The following is a 24,673-nucleotide window of genomic DNA, read 5'->3' as shown; positions in this document are numbered from 1 at the left end:
TCGTCCGATCTCTGAGAGTGACCAGCTGTGGATGAGGCGCCGGACCGACCCAGATCGATCAATGAAATGTCCCGTACCGAGCATCCCGCTGCGCTCCGGTGTGCGCTCCGCGGCACTCCCCGGACACGTTCTGTGGATAACCAGGGCCACGGGACTTCCGAACCGCCGGGATATCCACAGAAACCCGGATACGCCTACGTGCGATCTTGAAAGCGTCCTACTGGAGCCTCACGCATAGGCAGCCCCGATTCTCCAGAAGGCCGCTCAGCAGAGGATCCCAAACCGTCACGCACGAACCGGCAGCTGTCGCCGGTGAGCCGCCGTACCACGGCGCCGAATCCGCCGCACCACGTCCCGCCGTACCGGCGCCGGTAAGTCAGGCGAGCTCCAGTGCGTGGGTAACGGCCACCGCGACAGAGTGGCCGGGCCACCACGTTGGCCGAGGGTCGCGTCCAAGGTTCGAGGTGGAAGTCGCGGGCCCGGACAACAGCGACATAGCCGGATCTAAGGAATTGGAAGGTAGTACGGCCACAAGTTGCCGCGGGTAGGAGCCGGCAGGCCGGACGAGATGCCGGCACCAGGACAGGGGACGTGGCAGAAGGTGAAGGTCAAAGATTGCCGGAAGGTGGGGAGTAGCGGGCTCGGACAAGATGCCGGCACCAGGACAGGGGACATGGCAGAAGGTGAAGGTCAAAGATTGCCGGAAGGTGGGGAGTAACGGGCTCGGACGAGGAAGGTGGCGCCGGCTATGGCGGCGGGCATGGCCAGTACGGCCAGGAAGGGGATGAGGAACAGGAGGAAGGTGAGGATGCCGAAGCCCAGGGCTGGGGACTTGGCGGCGCGGAGAGCCGCGAAGCGGGTGCGGCGGGTCATGGAGCGGCGTTCCATGGCGATGGTGGTGAGTTCCACGGTCAGGAAGAAGCCGGAGACGGCGGCGCCGAGCACGGGGACCACGGTCTGGCCGATGACGGGGACGAAGCCCAGGAAGAAGAGAGGGATGGTGAAGACCAGGACCCAGCCGAGTGTGACGAGGCTGTCGCGGACGGAGCGGGTGATCGACCGCCAGAGGGGGATGTCGGGGGCCGTGGGGCCGCCACCCAGGTCGTCCTCGACGCGTTCTGAGAGTTTCTCGTAGAACGGCCCGCCGATCGTCAGGGTGACGGCGGTGAAGGTCACGAGAGCGAGCACGAGACCGAGGCCGAAGACCACCACACCGATCAGGACGCGCAGGAGATCGCGTGCCGTCTCGGACCAGCCGTCAGCGAACGGGGTGGCCCAGGCGGCCAGGTCACCGGCGTACGTCCCGAGCACGGCGAGCGCGGCGACGTACAGCACGAACGCGATCAGCGCGGGAACCAGGCCGAACAGCCACTGCCGGGGGTGGCGTGAGACCCAGCCGACCCCTTGGAAGAAGTACTTGACCCCGTCCGCGACGCCGCGGACGCCACCGCCTGCGGCATGCCCCATCGTGCTCATGCCCGGCAGGCTAACGCCTCTGGTTCCGGCGCGACATCAACGGGAAGATCACGGTTCAGCGCCACAGTGAGGTGACCCGGACACCGAGGCGGCCGAACAGCTCACGGGACCGGCACGGATCAGCACCCCGGAAACGTGACCAGGACACCGCACCGGACGAAGACGTCGCGGAACGTGCGCCGTTCAGCGCCACAAGGAGGTGACCGGGACGCCGAGGCGGCCGAAGAGGTCGCGGAGCAGGGGGAGGGACAGGCCGAGGACGTTGCCGTGGTCGCCTTCGATGGCGTTGACGAACCAGCCGCCGAGGCCGTCGAGGGTGAAGGCGCCGGCGACGCGCAGGGGCTCGCCGTTGGCCACGTAGGCCGCGATCTCGTCGTCGCCTGGGGTGCCGAAGTGGACCACTGTGGAACCCACCTCGGCGACTTCCTCGCCGGTGGTGGCGTCGATCACGCAGTGGCCGGTGAGAAGCCTGCCTGTGCGGCCGCGCATGGAACGCCAGCGTGCGGCGGCCTCGTCGGCGGAGGCGGGCTTGCCGTACGCCTGGCCGTCGAGCTCCAGGACCGAGTCGCAGCCGATGACCAGGCCGGCGCTCAGGCCGGCGGCCACCACCGAGGCCTTGGCGCGTGCGAGGGCCAGGCACAGGGCCGCCGGGGACTCGGCGGTCACGGCCTCCTCGTCCACACCGCTGACGATCACCTTGGGGTCGAGCCCGGCGCCTCGCAGCAGTGCGAGCCTGGCCGGTGAGGCGGAGGCGAGAACGATCTCGGTCATGTCATCCGAGCCTAGGGCAGACCGGCGGATGCGTGGGTTCAGAGGGCTCGGATGCTGGAGACCAACGTGTTGATGTCGGCGTACCGCTTCTTCTGCGCCTCGGGGATGGTGATGAACACCAGGGCCGGTTTGGCTTTGGGGACGTCGACGAGGGCCACAGCGGCGGTGGAGTGCCGGGTGTGGCCTTTCACCTGGTACGTGACGCGGTAGCCGAGCAGCCATCCGTCCCGTTTGCCCGCCTTGAACGGCTGCGAGGCCGTCCAGGTGATCATGGACCCGTCGGGGTGGTGGTTCAACGTCCAGCGCGCGGCCAGGTACGCCGTGTCCTTGAGCTCCTTCTGCACCAGGATCGGCACAGGGCAGGTGGCGAGCAGCCCGCGCTGGCCGGCCCCCTTGACGGCGGGCAGCACGCGACGCGTGGCGAACGGCGACGACTTGGTGAGCTTCCACTGCTTGGCGAACCGAGCGAAGCTGATGCCGGACCTTTTGTCCTTGACCACACCCTTGGTGGCCCCGCCCTTGCCGGGGAAGTTCGCGAGCTTGCGCTCGTCCGGCATGGCCGGCACCCGGGGGTCGGCCTCGGCCAGTTCCAGCGCGGTACGGCCCGGGGTCGCCACCGGCGAGGGATCGGTCGCCGCCGGCGATGCCTGGCCGGTGGCCACCACGGAGCCGGCGGGTCCTCCCGGCGTGGACGTGGCGACGGCCGAAGGCGGCGTGGAGAGCGAGGCCAGAGGCGACGCCAAGGGGACACCGGCCTCCGGTGAGGCGGCCGGGGAGACCGAAGGCGAGTCGCCGGAGGCGGACGCCGAAGGCAACGCGACCAGCGGGCTGATCAGAGTGCCGGCCGGTGCCGGGGCCGCGGCGGGTGAATCGTCCGGCCGGCTCACCATGAAGGCCGCCACGGCAGCGGTCACGGCGACGGCCGCGCCGACACCGGCCACGGTGCGGTAGATGACGCGCATCGGCACGTCGCCGAACCGGGACGGCCGGAAGCTGAAGCTCCGCGCCGCCGGTGGCGCCTGTGCCGGTGGAGGCTCCTCGATCGTGATCCTCGGCAGCGGCGCGGTCTCGGCCTCAGCGAGTACGTACGTTGGGACGGCTTTGGTGCCGTACTTCCCACCCACCCCATTTGACACGTTCGGAGCGTACGGCATATCTCCGGCGCGCGGCATGCCCCACGATCACACTTCGGGAACGAGTGTCATTCGGTTTCGGGCCTTGCACCCCCGCTGACCTTGGCTTTCATCAAGCCGGCCAGCAGAGTGGAAGGTGTTCACCGATCAGCCCGCGGGGTCGCGCAGCGGACCCCATGCCGCGGGCCGGGCCCCACCCGCGCGCAACCACGGAGCGTCCGCCACCACCGTGCGAGAACCCGGCTCGATCTCGGTGAACCCGGCGTCCCGGACGATCGGCAGGTCGCCGCCGGCGAGCTCGGCCCAGCGGTCCTGGCCTGCGGTGCGCACCGCCACCGTCAGGCCGCCGTCCCGCCAGGCGCGGCGCGCCTCCGCACCGGTGCCCCACCACGCGAGCTGCGCGGCGTGACCGGCCTGGGCCATGGCCTTGCCGGCCGACATGGTGAGACCCGGATTCATCCAGAGCACCGGGCCGCTCTCGTCGGGTGGCCCCGGCTCGTCGTCCCCGTCGGTCAGGTCGGTGCCGGAGACCTGGAGCCGCGACAGGTCCCTCGGCCAGCCGTCCAGCGGCACCGGCGGATGCACCCGCACCTGCGCCGACCGCAGTTCCACCGTGATCCCCGGCAGGTCGAGGACCCTGCGCCACTCCGCTCCCCTGGCCCGTCTGACCACCTTGCGGATGGCCGCCGTCTCCCAGGCGCGGATCGCCTCGGCCCACTCCCCCGAGGTCGATCTCTCGTCGTCCAGCAGCCGCAGCACGGCGGTGGCCGTGGCCTCCAGCGCGTCGGTACGCGAGGGAGGCGCGGCCCGCTCGACGCGGACGACAAGCGGGAGGACCCGTTGATCGGGGTGATCCAGCGGACTCATGTCCCAAGGATGTCAGGTCCCCGCCGTACGCCGGCGAGCACCGGTCACGGTGTGGCGGCGGGGGTGCGCGGGGACGGCGCGGACGTCCTCGTACGGCTGACGATGAGCAGGGACATCCAGGCGGCCGCGGCGCAGAGGATCCCCGCCGCGTACCAGGCGGCGTCGTAGTGACCGAGGTGGTCACGCGTCACCCCGGCCGCGGTGGCGGCGAGCGCGGCCCCGACCTGGTGGGAGGCGAAGACCCAGCCGAAGACCACGGCGCCGTCCTTGCCGTAGATGCTGCGGCACAGGGCCACGGTCGGCGGGACGGTGGCCACCCAGTCGAGCCCGTAGAAGATGATGAAGACCAGCATGCTCGGCTGGGTCGTCCCGGCGAACAGCGACGGCAGGATCAGCAGCGACAGCCCGCGCAGCGCGTAGTAGGCGCCGAGGAGCTTCCTCGGGTCCACGCGGTCGCTCAGCCAGCCCGACAACACGGTGCCGGCGATGTCGAACACGCCGACCAGCGCGAGCAGCCCCGCGGCGGTGGTCTCCGGCATGCCGTGGTCGTGCGCGGCGGGGATGAAGTGGGTGCCGACCAGGCCGTTGGTACTGGCGCCGCAGATGGCGAACCCGCCGGCCAGGTACCAGAACGGCCGGGTGCGGGCCGCCGAGCGCAACACGCTCAGAGCCCGCGCGGCGGCGCCTCCGGTACGGACCGGCCCGGCGTCACCGGGGACGTCGGGAGGCGCGCCGAGCGCGGTCAGGCCCACGTCCCGCGGATGGTCGTGCAGCAGGAACCACACCAGCGGGACGACGCTCAGCGCGGCGACGGCCACGACCAGCGCGGCGGTACGCCAGCCGGGCCCCTCGGCGAGCCAGGCGAGCACAGGGAGGAAGACGAGCTGGCCCGCGGCGCCACCGGCCGTCAGCACGCCGATGACGACGCCGCGGTGCCGTACGAACCAGCGGTCGGCGACGGTGGCGACGAAGACCATGGCCATGGAGCCGGTGCCGAAGCCCACCAGCACACCCCAGCAGGCGATCAGCTGCCAGCTCTGGGTCATGAAGACGGTCAGGCCGCTGCCGAGGGACACCAGCAGCAGCGCGGTGGCGACCACGCGGCGCATGCCGAAGCGGTCCATCAGCGCGGCGGCGAACGGAGCGGTGACGCCGAACAGGATGAGGTTCACCGACACCGCCAGCGAGATGGTGCCCCGGCTCCAGCCGAACTCCTCCTCGAGCGGGGTGATCAGGACCCCTGGTGTGGCACGGAAACCGGCCGCCCCCACGATGGCCACGAGCGCGACCCCGGCCACGATCCAGGCCCGGTGCAACCGCCGCCTCTGCGATTCCGTCGTAGTCATGCCGACCATCATGTAATGCCAGGTGACACCGCACGAGTGGCCGGAAAGCCAAGATGTGAAAGAATCGGGCCATGCCGCATCGAGTAGCCGTCGTCGCCCTGGACCATTTCGCGGGGCTGGACCTCGGGATCCCCGGCCAGGTCTTCCGTGTCGCCGTGGCTCCGGGGGAACAGCCACTGTACGAAGTCGTGACCTGCAGCCCCGGCGGCCGGGCCGTACGAGGACACGCCGGGTACAGCGTGCTCCCCGACCACGACCTGAGCGTCCTCGAAACCGCCGACACGGTGGTGGTCCCCGGCGTGCTCGGCGGGCCACCGCTCGAAGACGGCGTGATCGACGACGAGCTGCGCACGGCCCTGCGTCAGGCGGCGACCCGCTCGCGCATGATGTCGATCTGCACCGGCGCCTTCGTCCTCGCCGCGGCCGGCCTGCTCGACGGACGGCCCGCCACCACACACTGGCGGCACGCCGCACGCTTCCGCGCGCTGTTCCCGCGCGTGCCGCTCGACCAGGAGGTGCTGTTCGTCGACGACGGCGACCTGCTCACCTCCGCCGGCGTCGCCGCCGGCATCGACCTATGCCTGTATGTGGTGCGCCGCGACCACGGCAGCGAGATCGCCAACCACGCGGCCCGCCGCTGCGTCACCGCGCCGTGGCGCGAAGGCGGCCAGGCGCAGTTCATCGAACGACCCCTCCCCGAGCCCGGCGGCATCAGCACGGCATCCACCCGCGCCTGGATGCTCGGCAGGCTCGGCGAACGCCTGCCGTTGAGCGCTCAGGCCCGGCACGCCGGCATGAGCGTACGCACCTTCACCCGCCGCTTCCGCGAGGAGACCGGCCTCAGCCCCGCGCAGTGGCTCATCCGCCACCGCGTCGAGTACGCGCGCCACCTGCTGGAGACCACCGGCCTACCTGTGGACCAGGTCGCCGAACGCGCCGGTTTCGGCACGTCCGTCTCCCTGCGCCAGCACCTGCATGCCGCGGTCGGCCTGTCCCCCCAGTCCTACCGCGTGACCTTCCGCGCGTCCCCACCCGCACCGGCGAGAGGCTGAGTCACCATCTCCAGCCGAGGAACCGGCGCCGCGTGCGGGTGACCAGCGTGCCCGCGCGCTGCTTCCCGCGGATCACGACATGCAGACCGTCCGCCGCGAACGAGGAGGCGGTGACGCCGCGGTACACCCGTGAACTCCCCGCGACGAACTCGACGTTGTCGATGTCCACGGTCGTCCCGGCCGGCAGCACCAGGATGGTGGACCCCGCGTACACGTCCAGGTCGACGTAGATGACGGGATGAGAGATCACCGCCTCGGTGAAGTCGAGCTTCACCGTGCCGGCCTTGGCCTTCACCACGAGCTGACGCGGCACGACCCACCGGCCACGACGCTTGAGTGTGGCGGCGGTGGTCCGCAACTCGGCACGCTCGGGAACGGCGGCCGCGAGCGGACTACCGGGAAGATCGGCGACGTACTGCTCCACCTCGGCGAACGTCCGCGCCGCGTACACGCCGGAGATCCGCTGCTCGAACTCCTCCAACGTCAGCCGGCCCTCACCGTGCGCGACCCGCAACCGCTCGGCGACCCGCTCACGATCGGCGTCCGACATGCGCGTCTGGGGGAGGCGCGGGGCTGAATCTCCGCTCACGACGCAAACTCTAGAGGATCGAGCACGCACGACGAGGGGTGGAAGTCAGGTCGAACTTCGGTGGAGCTATGGGGATTCGAACCCCAGACCTCCTCCATGCCATGGAGGCGCGCTACCAACTGCGCTATAGCCCCTGGTCGCGCCGTACGTCCCCTGGCGAGGACCACGACGCGAGGCACAAGTGTATCGGAGGCCGGGACAGGCCTGCGCACATGACGGACGACATCGGCCTCAGGGTGACGCATGGGAGGGAGGCGGATACGGATGGGATCGAATCGGCTACGAATCGTGGCGGCGTTTGCTAGTTTTCTGAAGAGAAGCGGCTGGGGAGGTCGCTTGCCGGTCCGCGACTGCGGTACGGCTGCCCCTCTGGGGAGGCGTCCGGCGCGGGGCGGGTTACGGGGAGAGTCCGCGTGAGGCGCGACACTTCGGGACAGTCAGGAGCGGAGATGCAGCCGAGCCCGTTGGAACTCAACGCCGGGTCCGCGTTCGACATTACCGACATCGACCAGGACGGTTTCCTCGGCAAGGAGGACATGGACCTCGCGGGTCCGCTGGTGGCCGACCGGCTGGGGCTGCCGGCCGAGGCTCCCGCTCGGGACCGGCTGCGGGACGCCTATCTGCGGGTGTGGGAGAGCGTTCTGACGGCGGTGGGGGCCGACGCGTCGGGGCGGGTCAGCAGGCGTCGGTACGTCGAGTACGCCGCGTCGCCTCGGCTGGACCGTACGGGGTTCATCGTGCACATCGTGTGGCCGATCACCGAGGCGTTGTGGGACGCGCTCGACACCGACGGTGACCAGCGGCTCAGCATGGCCGAGTATCTGCATCTGTGGTCGGCGTACGAGGTGGAGACCTCCGAGGCGCGTGAGGCGTTCATCCTGCTGGACACCGACGGGGACGGCCACCTCGGCAAGGACGAGTTCGCGCAGGCGATGTACGACTTCTACTTCAGTCTCGACCCGAAGAAGACGGCCATCCCCATCCTCGGCCGCTGCTGAACCACGCCGGCGCCACGCGGCACGGCGACCGGCCGGGAAACGACGGGCCGCCGCCACCACGCGCACAGACACGTCCACCTCAGTCCAGAGAGCGGGCCGTTCTGATCAGGTCGGCCAGTTCGGCCACCATGGAGTCCTCGGTCGTGGCGGCCAGCCGGGACGCGTGGCCGGCGAGGCCGTCGAGTTCCTCGCCGAACATCGTGGCGTCGGCCTCTCTGAGTCGTTCGGCGAACGCCGCGACGACCGCGTCGACCTGGAACCGTGGTGACGTGCCCTCCCACAGGCCGGTGGACAGGTCGGCGACGTCGAAGGCGCGGGCCGCTTCGGCGGGGGCTCGGCTGTCGGGGTCCTGCCAGCGCACTGTCGCTGTCGCCAGTTGGCCGGCGGCGCCGGGTTTCAGGGTGAGTGCGTACAGTGCGGTGACGGAGTGGCCGGGGCCGACTTCGCCGCCGTCCTTGTTGTCGTCGCGGAAGTCCTTCTCGGTCAGTGCGCGGTTCTCGTAGCCGAGGAGGCGGTAGGACGCGACGGCGGCGGGGTTGAACGCCACCTGGGCTTTGGCGTCTCTGGCCCGCAGGTCGAGGTTGGCGGGGAGTTGCCGGGTGAAGGCCTGCCTGGCCTCTTCGGGGGTGGCCACGTAGATGGCGGAGCCGTCGCCGTTGTCGGCGAGGCGTTCCATCAGTTGGTCGCCGTACTCGCGGCCGACGCCGACGCACAGCAGCGTGATGTGCCGTGCGGCGTGGTCGCTCACCCGTCTCAGGATGCCGTTCCAGGTGGTGTCGCCGGTGTTGGCGAGACCGTCGGACAGCAGGACGACGCGGTTGACGGCCACAGGACGGTACGCGCGTGCCGCCTCCTGGTAGCCGATCACCAGGCCTTTCTCCAGGTTGGTGGAGCCTTCCGCCTGGAGTTCGTCGATGGCGGCGTGCAGTTCGGTGCGCCGGTCGGCGGGGGTCATGGACAGCAGGAGCCGGGCCTGGTCGCCGAAGGACACGATGGAGACCTGGTCGCCGGGGCCGAGCCGGTCCACCAAGGTGTGCAGTGCGTCGCGCACCAGGTCGAGCCGGCCGGGTTCCGCCATGGAACCCGAGACGTCGACCACGAAGGTGAGGTTGGCGGGCCGGCGGCCGGCTTCGTCGACCGAGCGGGTCCGCAGGCCGACCCGCAGCAGCGCCGACCCTTCTGTGGTGCCGCGCGCACCGTCGAGGTGCACGGCGAAGCCGTCGCCGTCCGGTTCGGCGTAGTCCTGCGCGAACGCGTTGACGAACTCTTCGGTACGGACGTCCGCGGGGTCGGGACGCACACCTTCCCGCAGCTTGCCGCGTGCGTAGCCGTAGGAGGCGGTGTCGACGTCGAGCGCGAACGTGGAGACGGTCCCGGCCGGCGGGGGTTCCTCGGCCGAGGTGGTGGGAGCGGGTCTGGCGGGTGCGCCGGACGGCTCACGGGCCCGGCCGGCGTCGTTCGGCACGGGGCCGGCGCCGCAGGCGGTGACGACGGCCAGCAGGAGCACGAGGGACACAAGGGCCGCGGCGGCGCGGACGGCGGTGCGGACACGTGTTGTCAACGGGGCCTCCTCAGGTCACCCCGTTCGACGGCGGGAACGCCGCCGGTGGCCGGATCCGTCACCCAAGCGTCAGGCAACTGTTTCCGCTCCGTGACCGCGCGGGCACCGATGGGTCAGAAGGTGTTCCTGCGGCAGTTGAGGAAGAGCTGCATCTCCAGCGGCTCCTCGTCGGTGGCCGGGATGTAGGCGAGGTCCATCTGCTCGCGGACGCTGAACCCGGCTTCCTCGACCACGGCGCGCAGCGCGGCCCTGGCGTACCCGGTGAGGCGCAACGGTGTGCCGAGCACGCGGACCGGCGCGTCGTCGACGTCCATCTCGACCATGCCGACGGCGAGCCAGCCACCGGGGACCAGCCGCTCGTGGATGCGCAGCAACGAGAGCATGATCTCGTCGCGGGGCAGCATCGACAGGGAGAAGAACGCGACGACCGCGTCGAACCGGCCGAGTTTGCTGTCGAGCTCGACGACGTCCATGAGGCGCAGGTCGGCCTCGGGGACGTGCCTCGACGCGAGCCCCAGCATGACCGGCGAGATGTCGATGCCGATCACTTCGCAACCGGCGTCGGTGAGTTGGCGCGCGGTGGGGAGGCCGGTGCCGCAGCCGACGTCGAGGACACGGGCCCCGGGCCGTAGCCGCCGCAGCACCCACTCCGCGGAAGCGATCTGTCCGCCTTTGTAGGGGAACGCTTCGTCATACCGCTCGCCGATGCGGTCGAAAGCCTCAGCCTGCGCGGCCCGGTGCGACGGGCGCGAGCATTCCGCTGACATTCCATCCACCCAACGCCGAAAGCATCATGTGTCTTAAGTAGATAGAGCCATATCACAGCTTAAGTCAAGTCCAGTCAGGACCAAGGTTGACGATGTGGGGTGGATGAATGGCGTGGAACGGTACTTTCCGCGTCAACCGAACATTTCATCAGCGAGTCACCCGGTTCCGGCGGGCCGTAAGGCTTACACCGGTGCGGTCGCCACAGTGAAGGTGATCTCGGCGTAATCGGCGACCGGACGGTAGCCGATGGCCTGGTAGATGGAGTTGGACGTCGGGTTGGCGAGATCGGTGAACAGCAACAGCAGACCGGCGCCGGCGTCCTGCGCGGCGCGGGTCGCGGCGTACGTCACCGCCGAGCCGTACCCACGGCCTCGCAGCTCCGGCGGTGTGTAGACCGGCCCGATCCTGGACATGCCGACGAGCGGAGCAGAGAAGGCGGCCATGGCGACCGGCCGTCCCTCGTCCTCCCACAGCACGAACTCCCCCCGCGCGACGCGATGCTCCACCTGGGGCCGTACGTCCGTGGCACGGCGCTGCGGTTCGGCCTCGGCGAGGAACGCCGCCATCCACGCGGCGACGGCCGGGACGTCACCCTCCAGCGCCACTCGCGGCGTGCCTTCAAGGCGCGGAGCGATCAGTGCGCCGAGGCGGTACAGGCGGTGGTCGACGCGTTCCCCCGGCGCCATGCCGTAGGCCGCGGTGAACGCCTCCGCCTGTTCCCTCGGCCCGGTCACCGCGGGGATGTCCCGGTCCCGCAGTTCCAGTGCCAGTTCCGTGACCGCCGGCACGGGGATGTCGCCGAGCAGCAACGAGTACGGCGGGGTGCGCAGCACCGCACCGGTCACCTCACCGCCGGAGGTGTGCCAGCCGAGCAGCAGGTCGTCGCTCCACAGGCCGGAGCGGACGCGGGCCAGCACGGTCAGCGGCACGGTGTTGAGCACAGGGTCGCGGCGCAGCCACGCGTCGGCCGGTGCGGGGAACTCATCGACGTCGCCGGTGAATGTCCAGGTCATCACGCGAGTCTTCCAGCACCGTCGAAACGGTGCGACCGTATTTCCGCGCGGCCGGACGTCAGAACTCGTCGGCGCCGCTCGGCTGGGTGATCTCGAAGACGTGCCGGCTGGCCGCGCAGACGGTGTGCAGCGCGTGCACCGGGGTGTCGCCGGCGGAGAAGCCGGTGCGCAGGATCTCGACGACCCACTCCCCCGGCGCCAGAGCCAGCGTGGCGGCCTCGGCGGGGAGCGGCGGACGTGCGCGCAGTTCCTCCTCCGCGTGGCCGAACCGATGGCCGAGCGCCTCGATGCCGGCCTGCAGGCTGGGTTCGACGAACCCGGGCTCGCACAGCGGCGTGCCGCCGAACAGATCGAGGCGGAAGTAACTGGTGGCGACGCGCACCGGCACGTCCCCCGCCAGCAGGAGCTTGCGGCGGGCCAGCACCTCGGCGCCGGGCTCCACCCGCAGCGCCGCCGCGACCCGCTCCGGAGCGGGCTCCGGCCCGACGTACAGCATGCGCCGGCCACCGGTCAGCCCTTGCCGCCCCGCCTCCGCCAGGAACAACGACGCCGAGGCCCGGACGGCGGGTGGCGTCGGCACGGCGCGGCGGACCAGGACGAGCGGAACGGCGGAATCGGGCTCCACGGGTAATCGGCCTCCACCGGGAGCGGACGAGAGAAGAAAGAAAGGTGGAGCTATGGGGATTCGAACCCCAGACCTCCTCCATGCCATGGAGGCGCGCTACCAACTGCGCTATAGCCCCTCGCGAACGCGCCGCCAGTCTATCGGAAGTCGCGCGCCACCGGGAAACCGTCGCCGGCACGCGGGACCCCGGCGGGTGGGGCGAGGGGCGGGTCGGGGCCCGCCCCTCGCGTGCCCGCTCACCCGGGTCCGCGTGAGGGGTCAGGCGCGGCGCTCCGGAGTCAGCGGGGGCTCGTCGTCATAACGGGGGGTACCGAGCGGAGACACCGGGCCGCTGCCGGGGGCCGGGAGCGGGGTGTCCGGCGGGTACTCGCCGCCGACGTGGTGCGCGGGCTCGGGCTCGTCGGTCAGCGGACGCGGCCCCGGAGCGGGCTCGTCCAGGACGGGGACGGCCCCGGCGACGCCGACGTCCGACGTGGTCGTCGGGGACGGCACATCCGTGCCGGTGGTCCCGGCGCTGGTGGGGATGCCCGTACCGGTGGCGCCGGTGCCGGTGCCTCGCAGCACGTCGGCGTCCGGAGCGGTGCGGGCCGCGCCTTCGTCGCCGGTCCAGTCGCCGCCTCCGCCGGTGGTCGGGACCTCGCCGCGCCAGCCGCCGGTCTCGTGACCTCTGGCCTCGATGAAGGCCTTGAAACGCTCCAGGTCGCCGTGCACGCGCATGCGGACGATCTGGAGCTTGTCACCCAGGGTCTCGACCAGGCCCTCGGGCTCGAAGTCCATCGTGAGGTTGACCCGCGTGGAGTCCTCGTCGAGGCGCTCGAAGGTGACCAGACCCGCCTGGCGTGGCTCCTCAAGCGAACGCCACGCGAGGCGCTCGTCCGGCCGCTGCTCGGTGATCTCGGCCTCGAACTCACGGTGAACCCCGGCCACCTGGACGTTCCAGTGGAGACGGGTGTCGTCGATCTGCTTGACCGACTCGACGCCTTCCATGAACTCGGGGAAGCTCTCGAACTGTGTCCACTGGTTGTAGGCCGTACGCACCGGTACGGCCACATCCACCGAATGCTCGATGGTGCTCATCAGGCTTCCTCCCTGTCTGTCGGTTGGAAACCAGCCCTGCCCCCGATCGTGGCTCCTATTCGGAGCTTCGGGTACGAAGAATCCAATAGATGCCGATCACCGGCAGCATCAGGGGGATGAAAAGGTAGCCGCTGCCGTACCCGGACCACACCGTGGCGCGCGGGAAGGCGGCGGGGTCGAACACGCTGAGCGTGCCGACGATGAGGACACCGGCCAGTTCCACGGCGCACGCGGCGAGCGCGGTACGGCGCGCGCCGCGTGCCAGGGCCACGGTGAGCACGATGTACACGGCGGCGGCGACCGCCGACAGGACGTACGCGAGCGGCGCCTCGGCGAACCGGGTGGACAGCTGTACGGCGGCGCGGGCCCCGGCGGCCAGCGCGAACAGTCCGTACACGGCGACGAGCACACGGCCGGGACCGGTGCCGACGCCGGTCACGCCGTCCCCTGCCAGATCTGCAGCAGCCTGCCGGTCATGACGGGGACGGCGAAGCAGGCGACGGCGGCGACCGCGGGACCCCAGCGGCTGCGCTCGGCGAGGGCCCAGAAAGCGGCGGCGGGAGGGATGACGACCATGGCGGCGAGGTAGCCGACGAACGTCGCGGTCTCGGCCGGTCCGTCGCCGCGCGCCACGTGGACGATGCCGGCGACCGCCTGCGCGAGCACGCCGAGTTCGAGCACGCCGAGGCCGATCAGCAGCACCATGCCCATCGGCCGGTTCCGCACGGCCGTGATCACGCACAGCGCGGCGAGCAGCAGGGAACCGCCGATCAGCGCGACGGCCAGCGCGGTGATCACCGCGGGCCCGCGGTGACGATGACTTCGCAGAACACCGCCGTAGATTATCGGCCGCGGGGACCGGTCACGTGGCCGGTACGCGCGGCGCCGCGAGCGGACGCGGCGCCGCGCGGTTCGGCGGGTCAGGCGCAGTTCACCAGGACGATCGACACGACGGTGCACCGCACTGTGGCCACGTCGTTGCCGCTCACCGGGTCGGCCGGGGTGGAGGCCGTCCGGGTGGCGGTGAAGGTGTAGGGGACGCCGATGGTGAGCAGGCCGATCGGCACGGAGAACTTCTTGGTCGCCGAGGCACCCTGCGGCAGGTTCGCGAACGCGCAGGACACGGTGCCTGAGCCGGTGGCGCAGGCGGAGGAGGTCGCGCCGAGGCCGGACGGCAGCGTGGTGGTGACGGTGGCCGCGCTCACCGTGCCGGGGCCGTTGCCGGTGAGCCGTACCGTGAACTCGATCTTCGGCACGAGCAGGCCGAGCCGCGGTGTGGCGGTCAGCGCGACGGCGGCGTCCGCCTCGGTCACGACGGTGAGGGTGGGCCCGGTGACGATCTCGGACCCGTAGTTGGAGCCGGTGAGGTCGCCGCGCAGGACGTACTCACCGGCCGGCGCGGCGGCGTCCACGGCCAGCGTGAACACCGCAGTGGCCGACTGGCCGCCACCCAGCGCGCCGAGGCTCGCGCTGTACCCGAGCGGGCCCTGGCCGTCCGACACGGTGCCGCACGAGCCCGGAGCGGAGCAACCGGTCAGCGTGGTGAACGACGTGATTCTCGGGTCGGCGGCGAAGAGGCGGGCCGCGGCGTTGAGCACGGTGAAGCCGTGGATGTTGGTGACCGTCACGGTCACGTCGATCGTGTCTCCGGGGTACGCCGTGGCCGGCGACACCGACAACGCGACCTCCGGCGGGTCCGCGGCGGCGGGGACGGTGACCAGCGGGGAGACGGCCAGGGCCAGGGACGCGGCGATCAGGGCGAGGGGGCGCCGTAGGGATCTCATCGCAGCCTTTCGGAGTCGGGTCTCGGACGACACGGACTCCTCCGACTATCGCGTCTTATTTCCCGGTCGGCGGTTGATTGCGGGGATTCACCGGCCATACACCGTGGCCGAATGTGGACGCTTCAAGGCCCGCACCGCCGGATATGGGAACGACGGCCTCGTACCGTGCGGTCTGCGGCTCTCCCTGCGACCATTCGCATTTCATTTTCGGACTTTGCTCTCCATATCCGAAATATCGGTATTCAACTTGCCGGACGGTGATCGACCACCGGCCGGAACCCGCCGCGTTCCCCAGGAGGTGTCGTCGAAGCGGTCCTCGACGGCATCGAGAGCGCCGGCCGGACCGGCGGCGACCCGGCCGGCACCCTCACGGCTCCCCGCACCGGCCGTGACCCGCGACCCGAAGGCCGGCCGCACCGGCCGCACCTCGCGACCCGGTGGTCAGCCGGCCGAGGAGCCTGCCGCATCGCCGGCGATGCCGCCAAGACCACAGGAGCCGCCTGGCGGCGGAACCGGTAAAGTTGACACAGTTGTCATCGAGTGAACGCCCTGACGAAACATAGGCACGGCAGAGTCTTCCTCGACGGCGGATAGTTCGGCCAGAAGACGTGTGGCGACGCGTAAGTCACCTGGGGAAGGGGACGCCTTAGGTGACGAGCGCGTCGCCGTACGTCTTTTCTGCCCGTTTCATCCGGCTCGTCGGAAAGACCCCGGCGAAGCCTCGTGCCGCCGGGGTCGTCGCTTTCCGTGTCCAGTGACCTGATCCGGTTCAGACCGGGCCCGCCGTCACGAGGCAGGTGGCGCGGTCTCCGTGAGCGTCGCGGTCGGCGTCTCCGACGGCAGTTCGGGACTCGGTGTCGGCACCCCGGTCGGGGTCTCCGACGGAAGTTCGGGGCTCGGTGTCGGCACGGGGGTCGGGGTCTCCGTCGGGGGTTCGCTGGGGGTGACCGTCGGGGTCGGGATCACCGTGGGGGTCGCGCACGGCTCGGGGGTGCGGAACTTGGCGGGCTTGGCCCAGCGCCAGTGCCACTGCGGGGTGCCGTACCACCAGCCCTTGCCGCGCGACAGGTTCTTGCTCGGCCGCGACAGGTCGTAGACGTAGGCGGCGGTCGCGTTCTCCGTGCCGGCGAGGGAGGTCACCGCCACCCAGTCACCCTGCCTGACGCCGGAGTTGCCCCGGCCACCCGCGACGACCTTGGTGGTGTCGTCCACGACGTACACCTTCTCGAAACCGTCGACGCTGCGCACCGTGATCGACCCGTCGGCCACCGCGGTCGCCTCACCCGTCTGGCCGAGCACGGTCACGAAGACACAGGCGTCCTTGGTGCCGACGACGTACTCGCCGTGCGGCGTCCCCGAGACGGCCCAGGCGCCAGGAGGCGGCACCTTGACCGCCGGAGGCGTCGGAGTCTCCGTCGGTGGCGCTGTGGGTGACTCTGTCGGCGGCACCGTCGGCGTCTCGGTGGGGAGATCGGTCGGCGTGGCGGTCGGCGTCTCCGTGATCGTCGCCGTCGGACTCGGCGGAGGGTCGGGAGTCGCGGCGGCCGCGGCCGCACCGATGCCACCGCTCACCAAGAGCACGGTCGCACCTGCGAAGATCATCGTTCGTTGAACCCGCCGGTGCGCCCCACCCTGTCGGTGTACCTCAGGGTCTGTCGCCATCAGTACATCCTCCATCTGGATCGCTCTGATCGAAGGGACCGCGAAGACCTGCCCGCTCTCCCCGCACCCATGCGACCCCCTCCGGCGACCGGCTCGCCGCACCCCCACCCCGCTCCAGGTCACAGCCGGTATTCCGCAATTACAAAAAATCCGTCTCGACAGCAAGCCGTCAGTCAGGCCACACGGCCCGCGAACCCACCAAGAACCAACATCCGGCCGGAACGGCCCCAGAACGCTCTCTGAGGCGCTTCTTCCGCTTCATGGACCGCTGTGCACGTGTGCGGCCCACACCGACGGCTGCTCCGGCACCAGGTCGCGTATGGCTCGCGTCACCTGGTGGAGAGCCCCGGGGGCGGCCGTCAGACCATCATGCTTGAGAGCGTTGTAGAAATGGTCGGCGATCTGCTCGGACGCACCGGCGGCGACCGGCCACAATGTCGCGATCACGTGACGATAGCCCGCAAGTTGGAAGGCCGACCCCAGATGGATCGCCTTGTCCGCGAGCGTCGCACCGGACTGCCAGGTCTCACAGGCGCTCAGGAACGCCAACTCTGCGTGCGGCAGCCTCAAGGCCGCGACGTGACCGGCCGTCAGCCCGCCGGTTTCGTGATCGTGCAGGGCCAGGAACCCTTGGGCGGGGTCATCCATGTCGCTCCGCGCGTGACACGAGAAGTGCACCCATGGATGATCCGGCAAGGTCGACCGGACGGCTTCGCGGGTCGCCTGCTCCCCGATCACCGCCTTCGCACCGAACAGGTCCTGGAGCAGCGTCACCTCCCGCTCGACGGCCAGGAGCGGTGGATGTCCGGGAGTCACCGGCATCGCCACCACGAGCGGTGGCGAGGAATGCGTGACCGGCTGACGACGCGCGTACTCCAGTGACCTGACGGTAGGCACGTAGGACGAGATCACCCGGTCCATCGCCGTCAATGGAGCAGCGGCGGACGAGGTGGTGTGATGACCGGCCGCGTGAAGCGGAAGGAACGAGAGCAGCCCCGAAGGAGACCACCACAGCCGCGGCCCGGATGCCCCTGGTTCCAGCGCCACGTTCATCCCGAGGTGATCGAGAACCGGGCCGACGATCACGTCCCACATCCACCCGAGCAGATCCAGCAGCTGCTCCTCGTCGTTCTGGGCGATGTTCCGGCGAAGTTCGGCGACCATGGTCCGAGCGGTGGGGGGATCGAGGCGAGGCAGACATACCGACTCGATGCCGTTCGCACGGACGAGGAGCGCGACCGAACCGAACCAGCTTGTGCTGACCTGGACGATCGGCCCGTACCGTGCCGCGGCGATGAGGTCCTCCGCGTGCGGGGCAAGCAGAAACCCGTCAAGACCCGGCTTCCGCCGGATCTCATCGACCAGCCGGTCCCACTGTCCCGTCAGCCTCCGGCGCGCGGCGACCGTCTCCGCGTGGCCCACAGTCCGGCCGGATCCGGCCAGACCACTGGCGATCTCGTCCATCTGCCCGCTCAGCCGCTGGAAGTCCGCGGCGAGTCCAGGAGCGACAGCTGCCAGGCGCACCAGGTCGACCCGCGTGTCCATGCTCTGCGCCAGAAGTACTCCACGTCCCTGCTCGAAGAGCGTGGCGGCGAGTTCGTCGTCCTGGATCCGCACCGCCGCCGCGGCCGCCTCGCCGGCCAGTCCGCGCAGGCGCTTGAGCTGGAACTCACGATCACCTCTGGCCAGGCTACGCGGCACGGCATGGTCGAGCAGGCCGACCGCGTCCTGGAAGTGCCGCACGGCGGAGGACCAGTCACACCGGGAGCCGGCCATCCGTCCGGCGGCGACGGCCAACTCGACGCGAGCTCTCGGGCTCGCCGACGGAGGTGCCGTCGTGTCGCCGAACACCTCGCTCGCACGATCGAGCGTCTGCGAACGGTCGCCGACCTCGTCGGCCTGCAGAAGTGCCTGCCCGAGATTCACCAGTGCGGCCGTCGCGGACGGGTGCCCGGCGGGTGCCTCGTCGATCGCCGTGAGGAAACACTCAAGGGCCTCGTCCAGAGTGTCCATCCGCGTCGACAGGCCCAGATCAGGGCCACCGCTCGAACGATACCTGGCCATCAAGGCGAGACCGAGGTGGTTGTTCGCGGCACACCGGGCCACCGGGCCGCCGGCCAGGCGCAACGCGAGCCGGCCCCACCTGACCGCGGCTTCCTCAAGGGACCGGTCCTCGGTACGCGCGCCTTTCTCCAGCAGCATGAGCACGAACGCGAGACACAACCTGTGGCCGTCCCGGGACGGTTTCTGAAGCAGATCACGACGAGACGTCTCGATGTGCCGCAGGGTACGGGTGGCCTGGTCGAGGTGGTGTGGTTCCTGGGTGCGGAGATACGTCCGCAGGAGCAGGTCGACGGCGTCCAGGTCCCGCGACACGGCGGTATCAGGAGTGACCGGCGGCACGGCGGCCAGTCCGGCCGCGGCCGCCAAGGCGCTTCCGTCGCCGACCATCTCGTACAGGTATCCGTACGCGTATCCGATAAGGGGGCGGAGGACATCGAGAAGCAGGCGATCGTCCGCGATGTCGGGAAGGGCCGCGCGAAGACGGTTCAGCGCCTCGTCCAGATCGGCCGGTTCCTGGGTCTCCGCACACCGGCCCAGCAAGATGGCCGCGAACAGCGCCTCACGTTCCGCTCCCTGGGGATGTCCCGAGGGGGTTGCCTCTACGCACCGCCGACCGGCCGTCACCGCGGCTTCGATGTCCGGCCGGCGCCTGTCGCGAAGGAAGCGCGTCAACAACGCTGTGGCGAGAGCGCCGTGCGTACTCCCCTGATCGGGGAGTCCGCTCGCCTGGCGCAACGCGTCGATGGACGCGTCCAGGGTGCGTGCGTCCTGATCGAGGAGGTGGCGGCTGAACGCGATCTTCCCGGCGTCGGACAGCCTCCATTGACGCTCCGGGTCGTTCACCGGCGTGAGCCGTATCGCGTGAGTGAGTACGGCGCCTGCCTCGGCCAGTGACCCGTGGTCCTTCGTGGCGCGGAACATCTCCCAGAGAACACCGGCCGCATGCGCCGCCACGGCGGCCCAGGCGTCCGCGGCCGGCCCGCGGCTCTTCAATGCCCTGCGTAACGCGGTACGGGACGGTGGCGCGTGCCTGTCGAACCACTTGCGGCGCATGCCGACGAGGAGATCCCGGACGAGGACCGGGATCACATCCGCGCTGTGGGCCAGCAGCGGAGCGTACATCAGGCACGCGACCATGAGGTCCGCGTGTCCGTCCGGTCCGCGGGCCTTGAAACGGAGATAGTGCAGTTCTCCCACCAGAGCGAGTACCTGCGTCCCGGCCGGCCGGTCGCCGGATGACTCCAGCAGAGCCGCCGCCTCCAAGCCGGCCTCCGGATCGAGTACGAGGTGGGGGGCCGGCCGGGTCCGGCATCGGGCGATGCGACTTTCCAGGGCGGAGGTCACCATGTCTGTCGCCGGTACTCCCTGAGGAAGTCGAGCCGGTCCTGGTACCTCCGCGCGGCCACCATGTCACGCTGAGCCTTGGCGTCCGCGATCAGCTTGACGAAGCCGGCGTCGACGTCGTCGTTGAGCAGTTCCGGATGCTTGGCCACAAGCCGGCTCCGCTCGGCGGGCCGTTCCGCGCGGACAAGCTGGTTCATCAGATCGGCGAGCCTCTTGAAACGCTCGGCGACGGACGTGGACATGTCCTGTATCCAACGCTCTGTCGAGGGGTCATCGTCCGTCGGCATAGGGGTGCTCCTTAACGCTTCGGCACGTTCGTAGCAGAACTTGAGAACAGGCTGGATCTCGGGCCAGTTGCCTCCGACGACGTCGCGCTGGAACACGTCGAGAAGCCGGGCCCAGCGGGGAGGCGAGCCGCCGGTGAGAGCGCACGACGCTCCCGTGCTCGGGCGACCGACCAGGACAAGTCCCAGCATCCCCGGCGAAACCGGCAGCGACCGCGAGCCGGCGGCCAGTGCCGCCGACGCGTGGAGTGCGACGGCGACGGTCCCGGTCATGGGACGGCCGCGCCACAGGTCACCGGCGAACGGTGCGGGATCGGGAAACCTTTGCGACATGGCCGGGGTAAGCTCCCCGAACTCCAGCCACAGCCGCTGCCAGTCGCCGTCGACGTCGATCCTCGCCATGGCGATCAGCAGCGCGATCGTGTCGATCGGGGATTCCTGCCGCGTATGCGCCAGTTCGTCCAGAGCCGCCAGCACCTTGTCCCCGAACGTTCCTCTTACTTCATCAAAGCCCATGCTCGTCTCTCAAGCCGGTCGATCAGTGGCGACGGGAACGGATCCGGAGCCGGTCGGCTGAATCAATAATTGACGACATTGCCAATCTAGTCACAAATCATTGCGAATCATTCCACTTCTGAGCCGAACGTCTACAATCTCACCGCCGGCTCATCAGGTGCAGGCGGCTACACGGGTCTGGAACTTGAGGAATATGAGGAAGATTGTCGGTATTTTTCGTACATGGGTGATTCGCACGTTCAGCACGTCGCGGTGACCCCATAAGGAGACACGAGCCCACGCTTCCGCAGCCAGGGAGCACGCGCTTCCATATTGCTTCCACCGCGCTTCCGTCTCGGTGGCGTGAGCCCTACAGGCAGAGGAGATTCACATGAAAGGGCTGCGCATCAGGCTGCTCGGCCAGGTGTCCGTCGAGACCGACGAAGGCGAGGCCGTCCTCAGACCACTGACGGCCGCCGTCCTGATCCGGTTGATCATGGCGGAAGGTGAATCGGTAACGGTGGCGGACCTGTACCGGGACATCTGGGCCGACGGCCGGAAGGCCGGACGGGGCGAGCGCAACCAGGTCCAGAAACAGATCATGAGCCTGCGCGTGCTGCTGAACACACCGGATTCCGTGGTCCTGTCCACCGAACGCGGTCAGCCGACGGCGTACCGGCTGCAGTTGGAGCGTGCCACTGTGGACGCGCTTCGATTCCAGGATCTGGTCGGCAAGGCCCAGCAGGTGGACTCGGTCACCGCTGTCGAACTGCTCGAGCAGGCGCTGGCCCTGTGGCGGGGACGGCCCGTGGCCAACGCCGCCATATGCGGGAGCGTCACCGCGCTGTCGGACCTGCTGACCCGTCTCCAGCAGACGGCGCGCCGCGAGTTACTGCGCGCCTATCAGAAGGTGGGCCGCCCCGAGAAGGCCCTCGTCCTCGCCGAACGTCTTCACGCGCACTCCCCCGGCGACCCGGAGCTGAGCGGTCATCTGGCGGCGATCCGTGAGCAGTTGCGCGCCAGACCGGAAGGCACGGTTTTCCGGCGCGACCTGCCTGAACTCGACACCTCGCTCGTGATCATGCCTGGCGACCTGTTCGCGCAGGACGACGCGCACCTGGTCACGGGGTTCACCGACACGTTCGACACGGCGGTGGAGGGCGATCTCGTCATCAGCGACTCCAGCGTGCAGGGCCAGCTCCTTCGACGCGTGTACCACGGCGACCGCAAGCGGCTGGACCAAGAACTCCGGGCCGGGCTCAGCCATGTCCCCCGGGTGGGGACGGAGAGCAGATCGACCAAGCCGCACGGCAAGCTGATCCGCTATCCGATCGGAACCGTCATCACCTTACGACCGCCTGGACGCTGCGTCTTCGCCGTCGCCTACAGCAGGATGGGGAACGACCTCGTCGCCCGGTCCAGCGTGGCCGATCTCACGCTCAGTCTGGACAACCTCTGGACGGCCGTCTACCGGCACGGTCAGCTCCGGCCGGTTGCCATCGCACTTGTCGGTTCCGGACTGTCCAGACTCGGAGCGGCCGAGCCTTGGAAACTGCTACGCATGATCATCGATTCCTACCTGGCGGCCGCTTCTCGCGATGGCCACCTCTGCAAAGAATTGCGTGTCATTCTGCGGGCCTCGGCCCTCGAGAAGATCGACATGATGGAGCTGGCGAAATCGTATCGCGAGACTCAATGAGCATTCGCTTTTCCCCTATACACTGGTAAATCGTGCAGCCATTCGACAGCCGACACGACATCACACGCATCAAGAGTGACGGCCTCTCCGTGTTCCAGGAGATACTTTCCTGGCAGATGGCACCCGCTCGTTGGGATCGGATCAGCCGGACCGTGGAAAGCGCTCATACCGCGTATGACACGGGAGACCTCGACGCGTTCCAACTTGCCGTCAAGGTCTTGAAACTGGCCGGCCCGACGAAGGTCACGCCTATCAGCCCCGAATCGGACACCCCTCCCCCGCCACAGGTCGAGGAACGGCTCGCCTACCTGATCAGCAGGCTGAGCAGCACGCCTGACGCCGACCAGGAATCCCGATGACCGGCCTGTCCGAGGTGAACCATCAGTTCGTCACCCACCTCTACGCGCCGGGAAGCGGGCCGGACGCCGGTCCGGCGTATCGAGCCCTGCGCGACATCTGGTCAGGATGCCGCCAGGTCTTCCAGATGGTCGATCCCGTACCGGGGCTCCGTCTCCGTCACCTCCTACCCGACTCGTACGACGATCTACCTCCCGTCACCTGGTCCGGCCCGGAGGCGGCGCTGGCCGTACAGGAACAGACGGGTGCCAGATGCCAGGCCGTGCTACGGCGCCATCACAACATCCTCAATCTCTCCGTGGCGCTGGCACCGACACCCCTGATGCCGTCGCCGGACGGACCACGGTCGTGGTGGCGAGAACTGGACCGGCAGTGGACCAGGCTCACCGCTACCCAGGCACCCCACCTGCTCGGCGAGGCGCGCCTGTACCTGGCCGACCTCGCGGCACCTCCGCCGGATCACACGATGACAGGTCGCGAACTGGGCCCGCTCGTTCCCGGGGACCAGGCCGAGAACTGGTGGCGGCGCGGCGTCACCCACGAGGAGCGGACAACCATCTGGGAGACGTCCCCGTCGGACGACGGACAGTGGCTGCGCAGGTTTCTGGTCGCCTTCGCCACGGCGGACGCCAAAGCCGCGAGCGCATGGACATGGTCCCACGGCAGCCCCACGATTCCCCCGCTCGCCCGTTACCTCCTGCACGCCGCGGTGATGCGCTTCCACTTGCGCGTCTGGCAACGCGACGACCGTACCGCCGAGTCGCGTGACGCCATCGACGCGTTGCTCGCCGATCTGCGCCGGCGACGTGCGACGGCGCGAGGCGGCGGCCGGCCGCTCGACCTGTCACGGCTCGGCTTGTACGACGCGTCTCTGATCTGCGCCGATCTGCGAGAGTTACGGGAAAGCGTGACCATTTCGGTGCACAACATGAGCCGCGTCGTCGGCACCCCTCAGTTGCTCGCGGCCGGGCCGTTCGCCGACGACCGGGCCATGGCCCGGTCGTTCATCGCACGACTGGACGACCAGATCGCGTACTTGGAGATCGCAGCCCACCGAACCGACCGGCTCGAAGCCCTATCCAGGGCTTCGGAACTCGCGGCACGTCCTTTCCCCGAACCGGAGGCCACCATGGACGCTTCACCCGACGTGACGAGGCGGGTCTTCGTGGTGCACGGCCGTGACGAGGAGGCGCGGACCGCCATGTTCGACTTCCTGCGTTCCCTCGATCTGGAGCCTCTGGAATGGGAGCCCCTGGTGTCCCTCACCGGCAGCACCCTGCCCTACCTCGGAGACGTCGTCTCACAGGCGGTCTCCCGTGCGCAGGCCACCGTGGTCCTGATGACCCCCGACGACGTCGTCTCGCTGCATCCGAGCCTGCACGGGACGCACGAGGACAGCAAAGAAATCGGTCCGAGCATGCAGGCCCGGCCCAACGTCCTGCTGGAACTCGGAATGGCCCTGGCCATATACCGCGACCGCACGATCATCGTCACGGCCGGTGATCATCGTCCGATCACCGATCTCGGCGGTATGAACTACATCCGGCTCACCGATTCGGCGCAATGCCACAACAAGATCGCGACGAGACTCCAGATCGCCGGCTGCCAGATCAAGAACAATGGCCACGACTGGCTACGTCCGAGATTCCAGGCGCTGGCCTCGTATCGCCGGGAGCCGCCGGTGACATGAAAGAGCGTCCATGTGCCT

The 24,673-nt window shown here is 69.5% G+C and carries 22 protein-coding genes and 2 tRNA genes; 5 read left to right on the top strand and 19 right to left on the bottom strand.

The window, feature by feature from the left end:
- Positions 1 to 690: 690 nt before the first annotated feature.
- From BJ992_RS09500 to BJ992_RS09480, 5 genes are all read right to left on the bottom strand, one after another.
- The gene (locus tag BJ992_RS09500) at positions 691 to 1,476 is read right to left on the bottom strand and encodes an EI24 domain-containing protein (protein WP_246496579.1); all 786 of its coding nucleotides are present in this window, start codon (positions 1,474 to 1,476) and stop codon (positions 691 to 693) included.
- 183 nt (positions 1,477 to 1,659) lie between these two features.
- Positions 1,660 to 2,247, bottom strand: a complete 588-nt coding sequence (locus BJ992_RS09495; protein ID WP_184979571.1) for a Maf family protein — start codon at positions 2,245 to 2,247, stop codon at positions 1,660 to 1,662.
- A 38-nt stretch (positions 2,248 to 2,285) separates the two neighbouring features.
- Positions 2,286 to 3,383, bottom strand: coding sequence for a hypothetical protein (locus tag BJ992_RS09490; RefSeq protein ID WP_184979569.1), 1,098 nt, complete (start codon positions 3,381 to 3,383; stop codon positions 2,286 to 2,288).
- 144 nt (positions 3,384 to 3,527) lie between these two features.
- Positions 3,528 to 4,247, bottom strand: coding sequence for a peptidyl-tRNA hydrolase (locus tag BJ992_RS09485; protein WP_184979567.1), 720 nt, complete (start codon positions 4,245 to 4,247; stop codon positions 3,528 to 3,530).
- A 44-nt stretch (positions 4,248 to 4,291) separates the two neighbouring features.
- The gene (locus tag BJ992_RS09480) at positions 4,292 to 5,602 is read right to left on the bottom strand and encodes an MFS transporter (protein WP_221474736.1); all 1,311 of its coding nucleotides are present in this window, start codon (positions 5,600 to 5,602) and stop codon (positions 4,292 to 4,294) included.
- 62 nt (positions 5,603 to 5,664) lie between these two features.
- Here BJ992_RS09480 and BJ992_RS09475 point away from each other — a divergent pair, with 62 nt between their 5' ends.
- Positions 5,665 to 6,645: a GlxA family transcriptional regulator gene (locus BJ992_RS09475; protein WP_184979563.1), complete on the top strand. Its 981-nt coding sequence runs from the start codon at positions 5,665 to 5,667 to the stop codon at positions 6,643 to 6,645.
- A gap of 1 nt (position 6,646) precedes the next feature.
- On the opposite strand, the gene BJ992_RS09470 is transcribed toward BJ992_RS09475, so the two are convergent.
- Together BJ992_RS09470 and BJ992_RS09465 are read right to left on the bottom strand one after the other, a co-directional pair.
- Complete coding sequence (locus BJ992_RS09470) at positions 6,647 to 7,234, bottom strand: DUF1707 domain-containing protein (RefSeq protein ID WP_184979561.1); 588 nt, start codon at positions 7,232 to 7,234, stop codon at positions 6,647 to 6,649.
- 61 nt (positions 7,235 to 7,295) lie between these two features.
- Positions 7,296 to 7,368 (bottom strand) — tRNA-Ala (locus BJ992_RS09465).
- 315 nt (positions 7,369 to 7,683) lie between these two features.
- Between BJ992_RS09465 and BJ992_RS09460 the strand changes: the two genes are divergently transcribed.
- Complete coding sequence (locus BJ992_RS09460) at positions 7,684 to 8,232, top strand: EF-hand domain-containing protein (RefSeq protein ID WP_184979559.1); 549 nt, start codon at positions 7,684 to 7,686, stop codon at positions 8,230 to 8,232.
- A gap of 79 nt (positions 8,233 to 8,311) precedes the next feature.
- Here BJ992_RS09460 and BJ992_RS09455 read toward each other — a convergent pair whose 3' ends face one another.
- The 12 genes from BJ992_RS09455 to BJ992_RS09400 form a co-directional block, all read right to left on the bottom strand.
- Positions 8,312 to 9,793: a vWA domain-containing protein gene (locus BJ992_RS09455; protein ID WP_246496577.1), complete on the bottom strand. Its 1,482-nt coding sequence runs from the start codon at positions 9,791 to 9,793 to the stop codon at positions 8,312 to 8,314.
- Between the two features lie 113 nt (positions 9,794 to 9,906).
- The gene (locus BJ992_RS09450; RefSeq protein WP_184979557.1) at positions 9,907 to 10,560 is read right to left on the bottom strand and encodes a class I SAM-dependent DNA methyltransferase; all 654 of its coding nucleotides are present in this window, start codon (positions 10,558 to 10,560) and stop codon (positions 9,907 to 9,909) included.
- A gap of 183 nt (positions 10,561 to 10,743) precedes the next feature.
- Positions 10,744 to 11,574, bottom strand: a complete 831-nt coding sequence (locus tag BJ992_RS09445) for a GNAT family N-acetyltransferase (protein ID WP_184979555.1) — start codon at positions 11,572 to 11,574, stop codon at positions 10,744 to 10,746.
- Between the two features lie 58 nt (positions 11,575 to 11,632).
- Positions 11,633 to 12,199 carry a GntR family transcriptional regulator gene (locus BJ992_RS09440; RefSeq protein WP_343072571.1) on the bottom strand — a complete coding sequence of 189 codons (567 nt, stop codon included), beginning with the start codon at positions 12,197 to 12,199 and terminating at the stop codon, positions 11,633 to 11,635.
- 45 nt (positions 12,200 to 12,244) lie between these two features.
- Positions 12,245 to 12,317 (bottom strand) — tRNA-Ala (locus tag BJ992_RS09435).
- A 140-nt stretch (positions 12,318 to 12,457) separates the two neighbouring features.
- Positions 12,458 to 13,276, bottom strand: a complete 819-nt coding sequence (locus tag BJ992_RS09430) for an SRPBCC family protein (RefSeq protein WP_184979553.1) — start codon at positions 13,274 to 13,276, stop codon at positions 12,458 to 12,460.
- Positions 13,277 to 13,331: 55 nt separating this feature from the next.
- Positions 13,332 to 13,715, bottom strand: coding sequence for a hypothetical protein (locus BJ992_RS09425; RefSeq protein WP_184979551.1), 384 nt, complete (start codon positions 13,713 to 13,715; stop codon positions 13,332 to 13,334).
- Positions 13,712 to 14,074, bottom strand: coding sequence for a hypothetical protein (locus BJ992_RS09420; RefSeq protein WP_184979549.1), 363 nt, complete (start codon positions 14,072 to 14,074; stop codon positions 13,712 to 13,714). Before BJ992_RS09420 ends, BJ992_RS09425 begins: the two co-directional genes overlap by 4 nt.
- A gap of 122 nt (positions 14,075 to 14,196) precedes the next feature.
- On the bottom strand, positions 14,197 to 15,060 hold the full coding sequence (locus BJ992_RS09415) for a DUF11 domain-containing protein (protein WP_184979547.1): 864 nt from the start codon (positions 15,058 to 15,060) through the stop codon (positions 14,197 to 14,199).
- A 786-nt stretch (positions 15,061 to 15,846) separates the two neighbouring features.
- On the bottom strand, positions 15,847 to 16,632 hold the full coding sequence (locus BJ992_RS09410; RefSeq protein ID WP_184979545.1) for a hypothetical protein: 786 nt from the start codon (positions 16,630 to 16,632) through the stop codon (positions 15,847 to 15,849).
- Positions 16,633 to 16,980: 348 nt separating this feature from the next.
- Entirely contained in the window at positions 16,981 to 20,049 is a 3,069-nt protein-coding gene (locus BJ992_RS09405; protein ID WP_184979543.1) for a CHAT domain-containing protein, read from the bottom strand.
- A 77-nt stretch (positions 20,050 to 20,126) separates the two neighbouring features.
- Entirely contained in the window at positions 20,127 to 20,930 is an 804-nt protein-coding gene (locus BJ992_RS09400) for a hypothetical protein (RefSeq protein WP_184979541.1), read from the bottom strand.
- Positions 20,931 to 21,300: 370 nt separating this feature from the next.
- Here BJ992_RS09400 and BJ992_RS09395 point away from each other — a divergent pair, with 370 nt between their 5' ends.
- The 3 genes from BJ992_RS09395 to BJ992_RS09385 are packed head-to-tail and all read left to right on the top strand — an operon-like array spanning position 21,301 to position 24,655.
- Positions 21,301 to 22,608 (top strand): AfsR/SARP family transcriptional regulator, encoded by a 1,308-nt coding sequence (locus BJ992_RS09395; protein WP_184979539.1) that lies wholly within the window; start codon positions 21,301 to 21,303, stop codon positions 22,606 to 22,608.
- Between the two features lie 32 nt (positions 22,609 to 22,640).
- Complete coding sequence (locus BJ992_RS09390; protein WP_184979537.1) at positions 22,641 to 22,967, top strand: CATRA system-associated protein; 327 nt, start codon at positions 22,641 to 22,643, stop codon at positions 22,965 to 22,967.
- On the top strand, positions 22,964 to 24,655 hold the full coding sequence (locus tag BJ992_RS09385) for a CATRA conflict system CASPASE/TPR repeat-associated protein (protein ID WP_184979535.1): 1,692 nt from the start codon (positions 22,964 to 22,966) through the stop codon (positions 24,653 to 24,655). The genes BJ992_RS09390 and BJ992_RS09385 overlap by 4 nt, the downstream gene beginning before the upstream one ends.
- Positions 24,656 to 24,673: the final 18 nt, after the last annotated feature.

It is taken from the genome of Sphaerisporangium rubeum, assembly GCF_014207705.1.
Lineage (GTDB): Bacteria > Actinomycetota > Actinomycetes > Streptosporangiales > Streptosporangiaceae > Sphaerisporangium > Sphaerisporangium rubeum.
Note: the sequence above shows the minus strand (reverse complement) of the source record. Positions and strands in the feature narration are given on the sequence as shown.

What these genes read in the sequence shown, in the direction of transcription:
- BJ992_RS09500 (WP_246496579.1), bottom strand. Translation starts at nt 1,476, where the DNA reads ATGAGCACGATGGGGCATGCCGCAGGCGGTGGCGTCCGCGGCGTCGCG.
- BJ992_RS09495 (WP_184979571.1), bottom strand. Translation starts at nt 2,247, where the DNA reads ATGACCGAGATCGTTCTCGCCTCCGCCTCACCGGCCAGGCTCGCACTG.
- BJ992_RS09485 (WP_184979567.1), bottom strand. Translation starts at nt 4,247, where the DNA reads ATGAGTCCGCTGGATCACCCCGATCAACGGGTCCTCCCGCTTGTCGTC.
- BJ992_RS09480 (WP_221474736.1), bottom strand. Translation starts at nt 5,602, where the DNA reads ATGGTCGGCATGACTACGACGGAATCGCAGAGGCGGCGGTTGCACCGG.
- BJ992_RS09475 (WP_184979563.1), top strand. Translation starts at nt 5,665, where the DNA reads ATGCCGCATCGAGTAGCCGTCGTCGCCCTGGACCATTTCGCGGGGCTG.
- BJ992_RS09460 (WP_184979559.1), top strand. Translation starts at nt 7,684, where the DNA reads ATGCAGCCGAGCCCGTTGGAACTCAACGCCGGGTCCGCGTTCGACATT.
- BJ992_RS09450 (WP_184979557.1), bottom strand. Translation starts at nt 10,560, where the DNA reads ATGTCAGCGGAATGCTCGCGCCCGTCGCACCGGGCCGCGCAGGCTGAG.
- BJ992_RS09445 (WP_184979555.1), bottom strand. Translation starts at nt 11,574, where the DNA reads ATGACCTGGACATTCACCGGCGACGTCGATGAGTTCCCCGCACCGGCC.
- BJ992_RS09430 (WP_184979553.1), bottom strand. Translation starts at nt 13,276, where the DNA reads ATGAGCACCATCGAGCATTCGGTGGATGTGGCCGTACCGGTGCGTACG.
- BJ992_RS09415 (WP_184979547.1), bottom strand. Translation starts at nt 15,060, where the DNA reads ATGAGATCCCTACGGCGCCCCCTCGCCCTGATCGCCGCGTCCCTGGCC.
- BJ992_RS09400 (WP_184979541.1), bottom strand. Translation starts at nt 20,930, where the DNA reads ATGGGCTTTGATGAAGTAAGAGGAACGTTCGGGGACAAGGTGCTGGCG.
- BJ992_RS09395 (WP_184979539.1), top strand. Translation starts at nt 21,301, where the DNA reads ATGAAAGGGCTGCGCATCAGGCTGCTCGGCCAGGTGTCCGTCGAGACC.
- BJ992_RS09385 (WP_184979535.1), top strand. Translation starts at nt 22,964, where the DNA reads ATGACCGGCCTGTCCGAGGTGAACCATCAGTTCGTCACCCACCTCTAC.